This is a genomic window from Burkholderia metallica (assembly GCF_001718555.1).
GTDB lineage: Bacteria > Pseudomonadota > Gammaproteobacteria > Burkholderiales > Burkholderiaceae > Burkholderia > Burkholderia metallica.
On sequence record NZ_CP013402.1, the window covers coordinates 39,633 to 55,906 of the forward strand.

Genomic DNA, 16,274 nt, shown 5'->3' on the forward strand with positions numbered 1-16,274 from the left:
GTGAGTCTCGGATATCCGAGAAAAACGCCAATGCCGGGCGCGACTTCCCATGCCCGCATCCGGTGCGTCGGGGCGCCAACACGAGTCATATCCACAGGCCGGCTGCCCCATTGGCGGGAACGCAACGTTTGCGTTCTTAAGCCATCGCACCCTTCGAACTGGCCCAAAGCTTGCGTAACCGGCAGATCGGGCAACGTTCACAGGAACTACGGCATGTCGAATCCCCAGGCTATCGTCGACCTCACGCATGAAGTCAAGCGAATCGCAACGAGCAAGATCAGCGACATCAACGACATCAATCGCGAGGCCACGTTTCTCGCACTGAATGCACGCATCGAAGCTGCGCGCGCCGGCAACGCGGGCAAGGGCTTTGCCGTAGTCGCAAACCAGGTCAAGCACGTTTCCAGCCGCATCTCGGAAATCACCACGGCTCTGAACAAGGATCTCGCCGGCTCGCTGTCCACGCTTACGCAGCTCGGCGACAGCATGATCGAACGCCTGCGATCGCACGACGGCCAGCGCTGTGCCGATCTCGCGCTCAACATGATCGACGTCATCGACCGCAACCTCTACGAACGCTCGTGTGACGTGCGTTGGTGGGCAACCGACTCGGCCGTCGTGGACTGTCTCCAGAACAACGACGCTGCGTCGGTGAAGCATGCCGGCGAGCGACTATCGGTGATTCTCGACAGCTATACGGTTTACCGTGACATTTGGGTAGTCGACGAACGCGGCTTCGTCGTCGCGAACGGTCGGCCTGGTCTGTATTCCGTGCGCGGGCAGAACGTAGTGGGAGCGGCCTGGTTCAAGGCCGCGATGAAAACCGGCTCGGGCGCGGACTATGTCGCGTGCGACGTCGAGGCGCTCCCTTTGATGCATGATGCCCAAGTGGCGACCTACGCGACGGCGATCCGCGAGGGCGGTCGTGCGAGCGGCCGCGTGCTCGGCGCACTCGTTATTTTCTTCGACTGGGCACCGCAAGCTGGCGCTGTCGTCAAGGGCGTACGCCTGAGCGACGATGAATGGACACGCACTCGCTGCATGATTGTCGATTCGGCTTTTCGCGTGATCGCCGCGTCGGACGGACGAGGACTCCTGACCGAGCGCTTCCGCGTGCAGGCCGAGGGCAGGAAGACAGGCTTCTATCGGGCAGCAGACGGAGCGATTGTCTCGTTCGCCGCGACGCCAGGGTACGAGACGTATCGCGGGTTGGGTTGGTATGGCGTGATCTGCCAGAAGCCCGCGTAAGATCGGGCCGCATCCGGGTAGGGTCTGCGCCGGTTACGCATTCCACGACGCCGTGAACTCGCAATCGTGCTTTACGTTCGCGTGATGACAAAGCGGCGTCGTCGATCAGCATCCGGCACGGAATATCTCGTACGGTTCGACGATCTTCCTTTAGCACTCACGACAACTTTCCGGTGCGGCACCAGACTTCGAGAATCCTGCCCGCTTCGTCGACAGTTGCGTGCCAGTCGCCCATCATCGGTTGCCGAACGATGCGGACATTCGGATACCACGGTGTCGCCGTGGGCATTCGCTCGTAGCGCCAGTCCGCATGCAGCGGCGAAAGCAGAAGGGTCGGCAGGTTCAAACTGGCCGCAAGATGCAGCGGGCCGCTGTCGACGCTGACGACAGCGTCCGAGGCCGTCGAAAGCAGCATCGCCAGCGAATGCAGATCGGTTGTCGAGTCGATGTTGGTTGTCGAGTGCGACAAGTCATCTGCCAGCCATCGCTCCATTTCGAGGCCACGTTGCAATACGATCCAATGAATGTCCTGATTTTCCAGCAGTGGACGTATCTGATGCAGGCGCAGGCTTCTCCACGCGAAATCTCCGTGAGCAGATTCATTCCCTGACCAAAAGAGCGCAACGCATGGGCGCCCGCGTGCATCGTGGCGAATGCGTGTTGCGAGGTCCGCAATGGACGGAGACGGTGTCTCTTCGTACATCGCGCGTCGCGCCGGCAGATAGCCGGCCAGTGGAAAAAGCGCGGTGAACAGCGAGAACGGCGTGGCCCACATTTCGTCGTATGGCGCGTTACCTGACAGGGGCGCCAACAGTTCGCGGGCGCCGACGTCGCGGTAATCGTTCAACCACGCGGGGTTGACGGGCAGGCAAGGCCACGGTTCATGAAGGACGAGTTCTGTCCCTGTCTGCGCGAGCAGCGCGCGATACCGGACGAACTGGAGCCAGTCACCGAAACCGCCGCCACGGACGTAGCGGAGAATGCGCGGCAAGGGTGTGTCACCACACCAGTAGCCGGGGTCTGTGATCCCGTATATCTCGGAGACGGCTGCGCGGCTTGTAAATGCCGATGCATATTCTTTGAGGCCCGCGGCGATGCCATAAGCCCGCATCAGCGATGTGCTTCGATTTTTTCGCAGCTGGATGGCGGTGGCGTTCGGAATCGCACTTGCGAGATGCGATGCAAGACACGACGCGGATCGCGTGATGATTTCGTCATCCTGGCCGAACAGGGATTGAATCTCGAACTGTATCTGCAGGCGATCCCATTCATTGAGTCCCTGCACGAGCGCTTCGAAGTGGGCATCGAGAACGTCGATTCTGCCGAGGTGCGCGCACGCATGGAACAGGATCATGCGATGGTTCGTATAGCCTGGTGCACGCTGAGTCACTGCCACGCACAGGTCGACCGCTTTTTCAAACTCGCCGAGGAAATAGTGAAACTGAGCGCATGCGTGGAAAAATAACGCGCTATCGCCGTCGTCGGCTCTCAAACTGTCCAGCAAGCGTCGGGCTTCGTCCATCTCACCACGTTGCACGAGATGTTGTACGTCGAGCACAGAATTACCGTTGGTCATGGATCGCGCTCTGTGGCTGATAGGGCGTTATTTTCTCGAAGCTCTGGAAGCGAATGTCGAGAGCAGTTCGAACCGAACAGGTTCGTCCTTCAGTCAGGAAGGATACCCGTCTTTTCGGATGGCGCGTGGCCGGCAGGCGACGAACCGACGACGACTCGACTTGCTGTCGAACGTCAACAATATAGCGGTTGATCAGCGGGTATTTCGAATAGCGCCATGGGCGAACGTTGGGTGATACGTGGCCGGCCGGATCGAGCATACCCACCGCGAGAGAGGCAGGTCGAATGTGTCGAGTGACGGCGCGCAGTTCGACCTCGGGTGATCGGTGCCGCGATCTGAAACTGCGAGCGGTCTTTGCCGCCGATCCGTGCCGGCGGCCGACCGCGACCGCTCCAGGTCGCACCAGTATCGGGGTGGCGATACCGACTGTCATGGGTAAAATTGGAGGTCAATCATACGGACCCACATTATCAAGAATGACTCCAAGGCACGTCATTTTTGCGATATACCGATGGCCATCCGATCGATACGGGACCTTCCATTGGTGGAGATCGGTGACGTATTCGAAATTTTCATCAAAAATAATTTTTGATGCGCCATTTTGTTTTGCGTATTTTTCAACGAATCCAGTTATTTCGCGGCGACTCATGTTGGGGCACACACCGTCTCCGCCGTCCCAATTTTTAACGTAAATTAAAATGGCAAATAAAACTAGCATGAAAACCAGTAATGCACCAATGGTGGTGGCCGAGTATTTCAGTATTTTTTTTGTCAAAATTACCTCCATAAACAAAAATCCGGTTTGCTGATGTGAGGAAAGCTTCTGAGCTTTCCTCATGCCGGTTCGAGGGGCAGTAAAATCGACTTACGATCTGCGCCCGAAACCTCCGATCCGAGGCGTATGGACGGCCGCTGGCGTACCATCCGGATTCATTGCTTTGATACTGGCTCTCGTTCCGTTGACGTTGAGTGGTTGCGATCCAGTAAAATAGATCATGAAATCTTTGTGGTCAGTAAATTCTCCAATTTTGCGGACGAGTGTAGTCAAGGCCTCTTGTATCGACGGGCGAGACCGAGAAGCGTCAAAATCGAATTTGTCTGGATTAAGTGTATATTCGCCTCTGAAATAGAAGCTATCGTCACTTCCTAAAAATAGCTCACCTTGGATGTGGCCGCTCACTCGTCCAAGGGCCGATCCAACAATCAACTCTTGATTGCTCAACAAGTTTGTGCTGAACTGGGCATCTATTGGATAAACTCCAGGTCCCATGCCTTCGTTGACGATAATGTCTCTTATTGGAGATATCTGTTGAACACCGATTCCAAGCCGCAGGGATTTCAGGTCGACCGATTTGGGTTCTCCGTTTCCCCTAATCCAATTGTAGTAAGCTGAAAGGGTGAAAAACGGAGTGGCGTAGAATTTAAAACTCTCAATGGGTTGGGTCGGGAGATGACTGAAATAAAAATCGCTGAACAACCCAAATGCTGCTGAGAGGCCGCTAAACGTCGTATCGGAGAGGCCATACTGGGTTGCGCCAGTGATGCCTTGCCAACCCATGTCTGCAATCCAGGAAGTGAAAAGGGCATAAGTTGCAATTTGCGCTTGTACAACTTGTTTGCTTGCAAGTTCCATCCCATAGCCAAATTCATAAAGCACGTCGCGCGATCGTCCGGCGGCAGCGGCTTCGAGAATTTTCTTTCCATTGACTAATCTGAATTTGCCGATTTGAAATATGCCGCCACGAATATTATCTCCATTTATTGCCCAATGATAGCCCCCGGCGGGACCGTTGGGTGAGGCTATGGGGAGGGCAAGTTCGGTCGGTGCCGTAACGTTGATGGGTGGCAGAAGATCGTCGGCCGGACCGTGTCCTTGCGCGAATGATCGAATAGGACTGCTTGCTAATAAAGCGGTGGAAGCCCCAAGAAAATGTCGTCTTTTCATCTAACGGTCCCAGTAGCGTTTGGTTTTTTGACTAAAAAGTCAAACCGATTTTAAGGTTGACGAAGTCAACACGCTTTGCCCTTGGGCGTTGCAGAAGGCATGACACGCGTGACCGAGATTGTTGCCACCCGGACGGTCTTTCAAATTGACTTCATCAACATTACTATTATCTAACTGTACGTGTGAGGTTACAAGTGAAATTGGGTGGGAGTCCAATCGAACGTTGTCCCGCCGACTGAAGGCGATCGCGCGCCAGGCGACCGCACCGCAGCGCCAGCGGGTGCCGGCCGAGCGTGAAGCCCATCGTGCGATAAGCCGCCACGATCTCGTTGCCCTCCGATGCTTGAGGGCACGCCGGCACGGCGTCGTCGCGTTCGATACCGCGCAGTAGATCTCGGCTGGAGACTGTAGCGGCCGCCAGCCAAAGGGTCGCGCGACGGTTGCCGCTGGCGAGGGGCGCAGTGCATTCACGCGCGCACCTGCAGGTCGAGCCGATCGAGCCGCGCGCGGCGCGCGATCCGCGACGTCGGCGAAAGGCCGCGCTGCGTGAGCGAACTCGATGCGGCCGGCGACATCCTCGCGTATGCCACTCAACAGCGAGAAGCCGAAGCGCGCGGGCACTGGCGGCCCGGCTGTCTAACTGACGCCGGGTTGAATCCGTAACGCAAACGGCCAGTCTCTCGACTGGCCGTTTGCATTGCTGCGTCAGTGCGTTACCGCATCACCCTGCGGCGACATTCACGCGAGATCGAAGCGATCGAGGTTCATCACCTTGTTCCAGGCCGCGACGAAGTCGTGCGCGAACTTCTCCTTCGCATCCGCGCTGCCGTACACCTCGGCCAGCGCACGCAGTTGCGCATGCGAACCGAAGATCAGGTCGACACGCGTACCGGTCCACTTGACCTGCCCCGTCGCCCGATCGCGCCCTTCGAACACGTCGTTCGCGGCCGACGCCGGCTTCCACTCCGTGCCCATGTCGAGCAGGTTCACGAAGAAGTCGTTCGTCAGCGCTTCCGGACGGTCGGTGAACACGCCGTGCTTCGCACCGCCCGCATTCGCGCCGAGCACCCGCAGCCCGCCGACCAGCACCGTCATCTCCGGCGCGCTCAGCGTCAGCAGTTGCGCCTTGTCGACCAGCAGCGCTTCGGCCGGCGTCTTGTACGCGTGCTTCAGGAAGTTGCGGAAGCCGTCGGCCAGCGGTTCGAGCACGGCCATCGCGTCGATGTCCGTCTCTTCCTGCGTCGCATCCGCACGGCCCGGCGCGAACGGCACCGTCACCGTAATGCCCGCGTTCTTCGCGGCCTGCTCGACGCCGGCCGCACCGGCCAGCACGATCAGGTCGGCGAGCGACACCTTCTTGCCGCCCGTCTGCGCGTCGTTGAACGCCTTCTGCACGCCTTCGAGCGTCTCGAGCACCGTCGCGAGCTGCGCGGGCTGGTTCACTTCCCAGTCCTTCTGCGGCGCGAGGCGGATGCGCGCGCCGTTCGCGCCGCCGCGCTTGTCCGAGCCGCGGAACGTCGCCGCCGACGCCCATGCGGTCGATACCAGCTGCGACACCGTGAGGCCCGATGCGAGCACCTTCGCCTTCAGCGCCGCGACGTCGGCGGCGTCGATCAACGGGTGGTCGACGGCCGGAATCGGGTCCTGCCACAGCAGATGCTCGGCCGGCACTTCCGGGCCGAGATAGCGGGTACGCGGGCCCATGTCGCGGTGCGTGAGCTTGAACCACGCGCGGGCGAACGCATCGGCGAACTCGGCCGGGTTCTCGTAGAAGCGGCGCGAGATCTTTTCGTAGGCCGGATCGAAACGCAGCGACAGGTCGGTCGTCAGCATCGTCGGGCGATGCTTCTTCGACGGGTCGTATGCATCCGGAATCACTTCGTCCGCATCCTTCGCGACCCACTGGTGCGCACCGGCCGGGCTCTTCGTGAGCTCCCACTCGTAGCTGAACAGGTGCTTGAAGAAGTCGTTGCTCCATTGGGTCGGCGTCGACGTCCACGTGACTTCGAGGCCGCTCGTGATCGTGTCCTTGCCCTTGCCCGTGCCGAACGTGCTCTTCCAGCCGAGACCCTGCTGCTCGAGGCCCGCGGCTTCCGGCTCGGGGCCGACGTTCGAGGCCGGACCCGCGCCGTGCGTCTTGCCGAACGTGTGGCCGCCCGCGATCAGCGCGACCGTTTCCTCGTCGTTCATCGCCATGCGCGCGAACGTCTCGCGGATGTCGTGCGCGGCGGCGACCGGGTCGGGGTTGCCGTCCGGGCCTTCCGGGTTCACGTAGATGAGGCCCATCTGCACGGCGGCGAGCGGGCTTTCGAGCTCGCGCTTGCCCGAGTAGCGGCTGTTCGGGCCGCCGCTCAGTTCCAGCCAGATCTTTTCCGAGCCCCAGTACACGTCGTCCGGTTCCCACGTGTCGACGCGGCCGCCGGCATAGCCGAAGGTCTTGAAGCCCATCGATTCGAGCGCGACGTTGCCGGTCAGGATCAGCAGGTCGGCCCACGAGATGTTGCGGCCGTACTTCTGCTTGATCGGCCACAGCAGGCGGCGCGCCTTGTCGAGACTCACGTTGTCCGGCCAGCTGTTCAGCGGCGCGAAGCGCTGCTGCCCGCCGCCCGCGCCGCCGCGGCCGTCGGCCGTGCGGTAGGTGCCGGCGCTGTGCCAGGCCATGCGGATGAACAGGCCGCCGTAGTGGCCGAAGTCGGCCGGCCACCAGTCCTGCGACGTCGTCATCAGCGCGTGCAGATCCTTCTTTACCGCCGCGAGGTCGAGCTTCTTGAACGCCTCGGCGTAGTCGAAATCCTTGTCCATCGGATCGGACAGCGGCGAGTGCCGATGCAGGACGTTCAGGTTCAGCTGGTTCGGCCACCAGTCCTTGTTCGTCGTGCCGCTGCTTGCGGCTTGATGGAACGGGCACTTCGATTGATTCGTCATGAATGTTCTCCGTGGATGATCGATGTTGCTTCGGTTCAGTTCGCTTGATATTTCAACAACGGACGCCCGTTCAGCGGCTGCGTGGCGCGCGCGTTGTGCGAGTAGTGCTGCGTAAACGCGGCGATGTCGGCCTGCGACAGTTCCACGGTGTCCTGCAGCACATACCATTCGACGTTCTCGGTGAGCGGCGGTGTCGTCAGCGAGCCGAGGTAGTGGTAATAGCTGTCGAGATCGGCCGGCATCAGCATGGCCGTATCGAACGACGCCAGCGGCGACGCAACGTCGCGTCGCGCCGCGCGCACGATCGACGCGAACTGCGCGTTTTCCGCGCCGGCGCGGTACAGCACGGCCACGACGGCAAGCCGGCCGTCCTGCGCGCGGAACACGAAATGGCCTTCGAGCGGATAACGCCGGCCGTCGATCGTGTGCTCGGCCGGTGCGTGGAAGTGCACCTGGAGCAATCTGAAGTGACGGCCGCGAATGATCACGTCGCTCCGCTTCGGCACGACCTGGACGGTGTGTCCGTTGTCCACGACGGTCGCACCGCCGCGCGCGACCTGCACGACGATCGCGTCGTTCACGCCGGGCAAGCGCTCCGCCTGCACGACGGTGCCCGAGCGAATGTCGATCGGCGATTGCGCATCGCCCGATTCGATCTGCCACGCCTGCTGATGCGCGTAATCGAAGTCGTGCTGATCTTGTGCAGTGGCGCTGGCGGCATGCGCGCCGCTTGCGATGACGGCGGCGAAGAGCGGCAGCGCCGCCCGCCGGATGGCCTTGACGAGCGGCGTCAGGTTGATGCGATGACTCAAACGGGATCCTCGATACAGGAAGGTGAAAGGAGATCGCCCCGCGGCAGCATCCAATGCATGCGTGACCGCGAGCCATTTCATTATTCGTATCGACCCAATGGGTTCCAATCAGACTTGTCTGATTCAGGCTGCACGTCGTGCGCTGTCCATCCGGAAGCCATTACAGGAACGCACCGAGCCACGCCGCGCCGCGGTTGTCATCGAGACGAGAGAAACCCGCCCGATGTAGGACCAGGCTGATTGTGTCGTCGTGGGCGTCTGCCCACAATGTGTCGGTCGAACGGTTTCAGGGTGATCCGTTCGATACCCATACCCGAAGCTAGTCTTCGTTCCGAACGCCGCCCGATGCGGGCGGCGTCTTTTTTCCGCGCTCGATACGCGGCAAGGAACGTGGCACGCGGCCGAGCGACAGGGAAGAGTGCCTTGCGGCGGCCGGTGGGCGCGGTCGTGACCGATCGAGTGGACCGAGCGGCCAAGGTAACAACGCTGCCATATGCGAGCGCAGGGCACTCTTCCCTGTTGGCGGCAGCCAACGGGTTCCGCATGCGGCGCATCGCCGTCGCTGTCGCCGGTCACGGCAACGGGTATGCGGTACGGCAGTTCGCCTCGCGTCATCCGCGATTCCGGTACACCCCGCGCGGTGCATCACCGACGACGCATCGCGATCGAGCGGTGTCGCCCACGCCCTGTTGTTTTCTTCGTTCACACGCGCAGCGCTTCGTGCGCGGTCAATCATCAAGGACTCCATCATGAAGACTCGTATTCAAGCCATTCCCGCCGTGATCGCGCTCGTCTGCGCCACCGGCATGACGAGCGTCGTCGCGGCCGAGGCCGGCGCGGCCTCGCTGCCGGCCGGCGTCGTCGCCGTCGTGAACAACGCACCGATCGCGCAGAGCGACGTGGACACGATCGTCAAGGCATCCGGGCAAGCCGATACGCCGGCGCTGCGCGCCGCGGTGAAGCGCGACCTGATCGTGCGCCAGCTGGTCGAGCAGGCCGCCGACAAGGCGAACTACGGCAGCCGCCCCGAAGTGCAGAACATCGTGTCGCGTGCGCGTGCCAGCGCGGCGGCCGATCTGTACCTGCGCGACGCGCTGGGCGCGCAGCGCGTGACCGATGCGCAGGTGAAGGCGCGTTACGACTACATCGTCGCGAACGCGGCGCAGTTCGAATACCGTGCGGAAGTGCTGGCCGTGGCCGATGCCGCGCAGGCGAATGCGGCGGTTGCCGAGCTGAAGAAGGGTACGGCGTTCGACACGGTTGCGAAGAAGTACAACACGACCCCCAACGGCGGCGTGGCCGAGTGGAGCGAACTGAAGACGCCGCTGGCCGAAGGCCGTACGGGCGGGCTGCCGATGCCGCTCGCGCAGGCGATGACGTCGCTGAAGCCGGGCGCGGTGTCCGGCCCGATCCGGATCGGCAATGCGTACGCGTTCGTGAAGCTCGACGACAAGCGCCCGGTGGTCGTGCCGACCTTTGACAAGGCCAAGGGCGTGCTGCGACAGCAACTGGAGCAGCAGGCACGGCAAAGCGCGATGACCGCGCTGGTCGACAAGCTGGCCGCGCAAGCGACGATTCAGCAGTAACGCGCGCGAGCAGAAAGAGGCTCGGCGGGCTCATGGCCCGCCGAGCTTTTTTTATGTCTTCGGCGTTTCGACGGCATCGGATTGATTCCGTCGTCCCTTCAAACAATCATTCCGTCGGCACGGCCTGCGCTGCGTCGACATGAATCATGAGGAGTACGGGCGGCGCATCGAGCGTCATGTCGAGGGCAAGTTCGACGATTGCGGGCGTCGGCGCGCTGCAATCGATCGACGAGATCGCCTGCCGGTCGAACCACGCGCAGTGCGCGATTTCCCGCGACGGCCTGGCGATAGCGTGTGCGTCGAGATCCGCGAGGAACACGTGATGCAGCTTGTGCTTGCCGGCCGCGCGAAACAGGTAGCGCAGGCTCCGGCAGGCGAGCCCGGTTTCTTCCGCGAGTTCGCGGCGCGCTGCGTCGCTCAGCGATTCGTCGGGTTTGGGTCGGCCGCCGGGTAGCGCCCAGCGGGCGTGCGATCGGGCGACCAGCAGAATCCGGTCCCCGCGTCGGCACAGGACGGTGGCGCGTTCTCTCATGATGATGTCGTCCAATTGCGTGCGGCGAATGCCGCGGTGTGAAAAACGCCGCTTCCGGGAAGCGGCTTCAAGACGGGAAAGGTCCGCGTTGTGTCGATCGACCGGCGAGCCGTCGCCGGCCGTCCAGCAGCGCTATTGTCGGGAAGGATGTTTCGGCGGGAAATCAGACTGGCCTGATTCGTGCGATGAACCGTGGATCGAACGCGTCGCGCGGCTACTCGGCCAGCGACTCGGCCACGGCCTGTGGCGCCAGCAGCGCAGCGAGCGCCCGTGCCTGCGGGATCCGCGCGATCGTTTCCAGTGCCGCCGCCTCGAGCGTGCGACGCTGTTCGGCGTCACGCACCAGCTTGACGCACGCATCGACGAGCGCGTCATACGGCGCCGCGCGGAACCCGTCCGCATAGTCGGGGTCGACCGCCGTGGTCGGCGACACTTCGCCGACGATCGCTTTGCCGTTGGTCATCAGGTAGAACACGCGCACGATCTCGAAGATGTGCGACGCATAGTGATGCAGGTTCAGCACGACTTTCGCGCGGGCGATCAGCGCATCGCGCGCCTCGCCGTACACGCCGTACACGGCACAAACCTTCAGCCCGCGCGAGGCCAGCGCGTCGAGCACGATCTGACGCCGCGGCCCGATCGAGCCGTAGAACAGCACGTCGATGTCCTGCTCCACGTTCGCCGGAATGCGGCGCAGCGCCGGATGAAAACCCAGTTTCAGATGGCGCGTCTCGCGTATGCCGACGCTGTGGAGCTTCGCGAGATTGCGCTCGCTGTAGTCCCAGGTTTCGAAGCGCGAGGTCCAGAAATAGATCCGCTCGTTCCAGTCGCGCTCGTCCACGTGAATCTGCTCTGTGTTGACGATGATCGTGTCGGCCGGCACGTGTTCGATCGAACACGGCTCGGCATGATGGCAGCCGATCATGATGTTGCGCGCGCCGGGCATCAGCACATTGTCGTGCATGTGCACCGCGTGGCCGAGATCGTGCAGCCCGTACGCGATGACTTCCGCGAGTTCGTCGAACGCGGCCGTATGCGGATTGTCCGGCGGCCGCACGACGCAGAGGTTGTAGTCCATGCCGCGCGCCCCGTTATTCGGCGTTGCGGCCGGCGAGATCGCGCAGATCGGCCGCCGCCTCGTCGAGCACGGGCCCCCAGTCGGCGAAGGTCCGTTGCCGGTACAGCGACGCGCCCGGATAGAACAGGCTGTCGCGCCGGTCGTGCTGCCAGACCCAGTGCGGGTTCGCATCGAGCAGCACCCACGTGAACTGGCCGAGCGCGCCGCTCAGGTGCGCGACCGACGTGCACACGGTGATCACGAGATCGAGCGCGCCGATGAACGCGGCGGTGTCGTCGAGCGTGTTCCATTCGCGGGTCAGGTCCGTCACCTCGAAGCCGGCCGCGCGCGCGGCCTCGATGTCGTGCTGCGCGCCCGGCTGCAGCGAGTAGAACGCGACGTCCTGCTGCAAGTTGCCGAACGCGTCCGCGTAGCGTTCGAGCCCGACGCGGCGGAAGCGGTTGCGCTGGTGCGTGAGGCTGCCGGTCCACGCGAGGCCGACCTTCATCCGCCGCTCGCCGGCGAGCGCATGGCGCCACGCGTCGGTGGCCGCGGCGTCCGCATGGAGATACGGCGCGGACGTGGCGAGCGTGTCGGCGTCGAGGCCGAGCAGCCACGGAATGCTCAGCAGTGGCAGTTCGTAGTCGTGCTCGGGCAGGTGGTCGATATCGATGCCGGCGTCGAAGACGTCGACGTGATGGCCGAGGCTGCGCTGGATCAGCGCGCTCAATGCCGGAAACACGTTCCACACGATGCGCCCGCCTTCGCGATGCACGCGCTCCGCGAGCAGCGGCACGTAGCGGCTGAATTGCAGCACGTCGCCGAGCCCCTGTTCGCCCCAGACGAGCAGCGTCTTGCCGGCGAGCGATTCGCCGCGCCAGCGCGGCCGCGCAAACGCGGGCAGCGTGCCGCGCAGTTCGCCCGCGCCTATCCAGCGGGTTTCGTAATCGCGCCACCCCGACGCGAAATCGCCGCGCGCGAGGCGCAGCAGCGACAGGTTGTAGCGGCGCGCCGGGTTGTGCGGATCGAGCGCGCAGGTATGCAGCGCATACCGCTCGGCATCGCCCCACTGCTGCGCCTCCTTGAACATCGTGGCCGCGTTGTTCATCGCTTGCGGGCTGTCCGGCGCGAGCGACACGGCCCGCGTGGCCGCGCGTTGCGCGCCGTCGAGGTCGAACCGGTCGAGACGCGTAATCACCGCATTCGTCCACGCGCGGGCGTCGTGCGGATCGTCGTCGAGCGCGCCTTCGATGAACGCGTGCTCCTCGTCGGGATCGCCGTCCGACAGGCGGATCGCGAGCGCGAGATTGTTCTTCAGCGACGGCCACGCGGGCGCCAGTTCGAACGTCTTGCGGTACGGCGCGATCGCTTCCGCGTGACGCCCGGCCATCTGGAGCGCGTAACCGCAGTTGAACGCCGCCGACGGCGACGCCGGATGCATCCGCCAGTGCTCGGCGGCCAACTCGACGGCACGGGTGACGTCGCCGCGGTCGGTCAGCGTCTGCGTGGTGTCGGCGACGGATTCGTCGAGCGTGCCGGGCGCCGATACGGGCTGAACCGCGTCGTCGTGGTTGTCCTGCTGATGAGGCTGGTCCGCGAGAGTGGGCATGTCGTGCGTCGTGATCTGCATGTGAAATCGCTCCGGGAAATCGGTCGCGCATCGGCGCGGCGAACGGTTGCATCGTCAATCGGGGAAGGGGCGCCGAGCGTGCTTGCCGGGACGTTCCGGCAAGCACGCGTCGCGAGGATCGTCATGCCGGTTGTGGGGCGGAAGGCCCGGTGCCGTGACGGGTTCCACTTTATGCAGACGCGGTCGGCAACTGAATCGGACCAGTCCTAAAAGGGCTGATTCGACGTTTCGGGGGGCTGCCAGGCGGAAAGGGGGGCGTGTTTACAGCCACGCCCTGCGGGCAATGCATCGCGTTGGTTCGACGCGCGGCGCCGCATCGCCCCGCGCCCGCCGATGTAGGTCTGGTCCTATTTCGCCACGCCACCACCGGACAATAAGACCCGTCCGATAGAGATTCGCGTCCGACTCGCCTGTAATACGCAGCATCCGCCGATTCCGATCGGCACGAATGAATCTGGCGATGGAGGACAGTCGATGAGTGATGCAGATAATCTGGTGAAGGGCGCGGTGGTCGGGATGATCGCGAGTTCGGCGACCGTCGCGCTCGTGCATTTCGTGATCGAAACCGGTACGCGATGGGTTGCCGGCGGCCTGGCGGTGACGCTGGTCACCGCGCTGCTGATGGCGTTCGTGCTGCTCGTGCCGCCGCTGTTCGCCGCATGGCGCAACCGCGAGGACGCGATCGATCCGTTCTTCGAGCCGGCCGCATTGAAGCCGATCCTGCAAGGCCGCACGGTGGGCATCGTGCTCGGCATCGTGTTCGGGATCTCGGTCGTGACGGGGTGGCAATGATGACGACGAACGCACTCGCGTCGCTTGCCGTCGAGCCGGCCGTGCGCCCGACCGTGCAGGTCATCTCACTGCGCCGCAGCGACGCGCGCCGGCACGCGTTCCGCGCGAACAACCCGAATCTGGATTTCGAATTCGTCGACGCGATCGACGGGCGTGCGTTGTCGGAAGAGGATATCGCGGCTTCCGGCCTGTTCGCGCCCGGGCTGCCGTACACGCGCGGCGCGTTCGGCATCGCGATGACCACGCACCGCCTGTGGACCGACATCGCCGCCGGCAGCGAACTCGTGACGATCGCCGAGGACGATGCGATCTTCCGGCCGGACTTCCACGACGCGACGCTGCAATTCCTGCGCGACAACCCCGGACGTCACGATTTCGTCGCGTGGGGCTACAACTTCGATTCGATCCTGCGCGGGTCGATCTTCAACAGCCGCACGCCGGTGACGATGCGCTTCGACGAAGCGGCGCTCACCGACGCGATCGGCGATTTCCAGAACGATCGCGGCCCGGTGCTCGTGATGAACCTGCTCGAGTTCTACGGGATCTGCGCGTACACGATCTCGCCGGCCGGCGCGCGCTTCCTGCTCGATCGCTGCTTTCCGCTGCAACCGGAGGTGCTGTATTCGCACGGGCTAGGCCGGATGATGGGGAACTACGGCATCGATGTCGTGATGAACAAGTTCTACGGCGCGATGCGCAGCGTGGCGACCTTTCCGCCGCTCGCCGTGACGATGAACGCGCGCGAGACGTCGACGATCCAGGTCTGACCGCGCGAAGCGACGATTCGACAATCAACGTGGGTATCACGCGCAGCGCGGATCGGGCGATCCGTCGGGTGAGCCGCTGCCGATGACGATGGCAGCGGCTTTTTTGCGCGTTCAATGCGGATGACGGAACGCGTCAGACCGATACCGTGATACCCGCCGGGCCCGCTTCCCCCACGGGCCGCACCACGATTTCCACATGCTGGCCAAATGCCGCCAGCATCACCATCAGATGATCCAGCGTCACGTTCCGGAGCCGCTCGCGCTGCTCGGGCGTGACCGCCGCCCGGACCATGTCCGCGAGCGCCGCAGCCTCGTCTTCACTCAGGCCGCGCGACGCGATCAGTGCGTTGAGTTTCAGCACGAGTGCGCACTTGGCCGACAGTTCGCCGACGTCGTAGAGGTCGAAATCGTCCGGCAGGTTGTCGGTGGTGGTTTTCTTCGCTTTGCGCTTCATCGTGCGTCTCCCGTCGTGACCAGACATTGCCGCGGCTGCCGTTCCGTCGCGGGTTCGACAGCGGGGAATTCATGCTTGCCGACAGCATCGCTGCCCGCCGCGTCGAGCGGCGTGATCACCAGCCGCTGGTGCGACACCTCGATCTGCAGGCGCTGCTCGGGATCGAAGCCCGCCGCCTCGATCCACCGGCCGGACAGCTTCATCCACAGATGCACGACCGGCGGTGACATATCGGTGAGCCTCAGATGCGGGACGATGCGGCGAGAGTGAGACGAGGTCTCACGGTCGACGAAACAGTCTTGGAAAATAAATGGTGCGCTATGATTCGCGTCAGCCATGGGCAACTCCTTGGTTGAGTTGGTTGTGGTCAGCGGCCTGCTGGTGCACCTACACCTGCAGGTCGCGCTCGTTTACGCAGCGCAGGCCGATCGTCACTTCGTCACATGCGTGGCGCGTCGACATGACCTGAACCTCCTTGCGAAAACGTGCAACAACTTTAGCGAGGTTCGAACGGTTTGGGGCGATGGTTATGTGCGTTTCTGCAGAATTGGCCATTAGGCCTATGGGCGGGATGCTTGCTGGACAACGATTTCGGCGCGTTTGCGCCGGCGGCGCGCATCGTCGATTCATCGCCAATATGTTGAAAAACGTGTCGGACGCTCGCTTCGAGGCACCCGTCGCACACCGCACGACGATCGCATTCGCCGCTCGCGATGACGATGCATGCACGCGATGCGTCGACGATCCACGCATGACCGCGCGATACGACGCACCGGCCGCGATCCGGCCACGCGCGGCATCTCTTTAAAACGGGATCGAATCCCAGCGCGAATCGGCTCAGTCCTATTGGATACGGCATCCGCCGGCGTTAAGCTTGGTTTGCGCGGCACCGTGACGCATCTTCGACGGCGGTCGTTGGGCCCGGCCGTAATGCGCGCTACGTCGGTTGT

General features: G+C 63.0%; 14 protein-coding genes and 1 pseudogene. 4 read left to right on the forward strand and 11 right to left on the reverse strand.

The genetic code is table 11. The features are described 5' to 3' along the window. Positions 1–213: 213 nt before the first annotated feature. Positions 214–1,248, forward strand: a complete 1,035-nt coding sequence (locus tag WJ16_RS35815; protein ID WP_069258132.1) for a methyl-accepting chemotaxis protein — start codon at positions 214–216, stop codon at positions 1,246–1,248. Positions 1,249–1,405: 157 nt separating this feature from the next. Here WJ16_RS35815 and WJ16_RS16255 read toward each other — a convergent pair whose 3' ends face one another. The 6 genes and pseudogenes from WJ16_RS16255 to WJ16_RS16265 form a co-directional block, all read right to left on the reverse strand. Then, positions 1,406–2,824, reverse strand: a complete 1,419-nt coding sequence (locus tag WJ16_RS16255) for a glycosyltransferase family 9 protein (RefSeq protein WP_069258133.1) — start codon at positions 2,822–2,824, stop codon at positions 1,406–1,408. 332 nt (positions 2,825–3,156) lie between these two features. After that, positions 3,157–3,249, reverse strand: a pseudogene (locus WJ16_RS35555) (H-NS family nucleoid-associated regulatory protein); the annotation flags it as partial. A 23-nt stretch (positions 3,250–3,272) separates the two neighbouring features. Then, positions 3,273–3,662, reverse strand: coding sequence for a hypothetical protein (locus tag WJ16_RS35560; protein WP_236858266.1), 390 nt, complete (start codon positions 3,660–3,662; stop codon positions 3,273–3,275). A gap of 27 nt (positions 3,663–3,689) precedes the next feature. Next, complete coding sequence (locus WJ16_RS33370) at positions 3,690–4,769, reverse strand: lipid II-degrading bacteriocin (protein WP_076605956.1); 1,080 nt, start codon at positions 4,767–4,769, stop codon at positions 3,690–3,692. 738 nt (positions 4,770–5,507) lie between these two features. Continuing rightward, on the reverse strand, positions 5,508–7,694 hold the full coding sequence (gene katG, locus WJ16_RS16260; protein ID WP_069258134.1) for a catalase/peroxidase HPI: 2,187 nt from the start codon (positions 7,692–7,694) through the stop codon (positions 5,508–5,510). A gap of 35 nt (positions 7,695–7,729) precedes the next feature. Beyond that, positions 7,730–8,614, reverse strand: a complete 885-nt coding sequence (locus tag WJ16_RS16265; RefSeq protein ID WP_236858268.1) for a carbonic anhydrase — start codon at positions 8,612–8,614, stop codon at positions 7,730–7,732. 641 nt (positions 8,615–9,255) lie between these two features. On the opposite strand from WJ16_RS16265, the gene WJ16_RS16270 reads away from it, so the two are divergent. Further along, positions 9,256–10,092: a peptidylprolyl isomerase gene (locus WJ16_RS16270; protein WP_076605957.1), complete on the forward strand. Its 837-nt coding sequence runs from the start codon at positions 9,256–9,258 to the stop codon at positions 10,090–10,092. Between the two features lie 106 nt (positions 10,093–10,198). Here the strand turns inward: WJ16_RS16270 and WJ16_RS16275 are convergent, their stop codons facing one another. From WJ16_RS16275 to WJ16_RS16285, 3 genes are all read right to left on the reverse strand, one after another. Beyond that, complete coding sequence (locus WJ16_RS16275; RefSeq protein ID WP_069258748.1) at positions 10,199–10,624, reverse strand: NUDIX hydrolase; 426 nt, start codon at positions 10,622–10,624, stop codon at positions 10,199–10,201. 214 nt (positions 10,625–10,838) lie between these two features. Continuing rightward, positions 10,839–11,702, reverse strand: a complete 864-nt coding sequence (locus tag WJ16_RS16280) for a CgeB family protein (protein WP_069258135.1) — start codon at positions 11,700–11,702, stop codon at positions 10,839–10,841. 13 nt (positions 11,703–11,715) lie between these two features. After that, on the reverse strand, positions 11,716–13,311 hold the full coding sequence (locus WJ16_RS16285; protein WP_069258136.1) for a tetratricopeptide repeat-containing glycosyltransferase family protein: 1,596 nt from the start codon (positions 13,309–13,311) through the stop codon (positions 11,716–11,718). A 474-nt stretch (positions 13,312–13,785) separates the two neighbouring features. Here WJ16_RS16285 and WJ16_RS16290 point away from each other — a divergent pair, with 474 nt between their 5' ends. Beyond that, positions 13,786–14,103, forward strand: a complete 318-nt coding sequence (locus WJ16_RS16290) for a hypothetical protein (RefSeq protein ID WP_069258137.1) — start codon at positions 13,786–13,788, stop codon at positions 14,101–14,103. Next, the gene (locus WJ16_RS16295; RefSeq protein ID WP_236858271.1) at positions 14,103–14,870 is read left to right on the forward strand and encodes a glycosyltransferase family 25 protein; all 768 of its coding nucleotides are present in this window, start codon (positions 14,103–14,105) and stop codon (positions 14,868–14,870) included. The genes WJ16_RS16290 and WJ16_RS16295 overlap by 1 nt, the downstream gene beginning before the upstream one ends. 133 nt (positions 14,871–15,003) lie before the next feature. Here WJ16_RS16295 and WJ16_RS16300 read toward each other — a convergent pair whose 3' ends face one another. Together WJ16_RS16300 and WJ16_RS16305 are read right to left on the reverse strand one after the other, a co-directional pair. After that, a complete protein-coding gene (locus WJ16_RS16300; protein WP_069258139.1) occupies positions 15,004–15,324 on the reverse strand; it encodes a helix-turn-helix domain-containing protein in 321 nt (106 codons plus the stop codon). Continuing rightward, positions 15,321–15,662: a SymE family type I addiction module toxin gene (locus WJ16_RS16305; RefSeq protein ID WP_069258140.1), complete on the reverse strand. Its 342-nt coding sequence runs from the start codon at positions 15,660–15,662 to the stop codon at positions 15,321–15,323. Before WJ16_RS16305 ends, WJ16_RS16300 begins: the two co-directional genes overlap by 4 nt. Positions 15,663–16,274 lie beyond the last annotated feature (612 nt).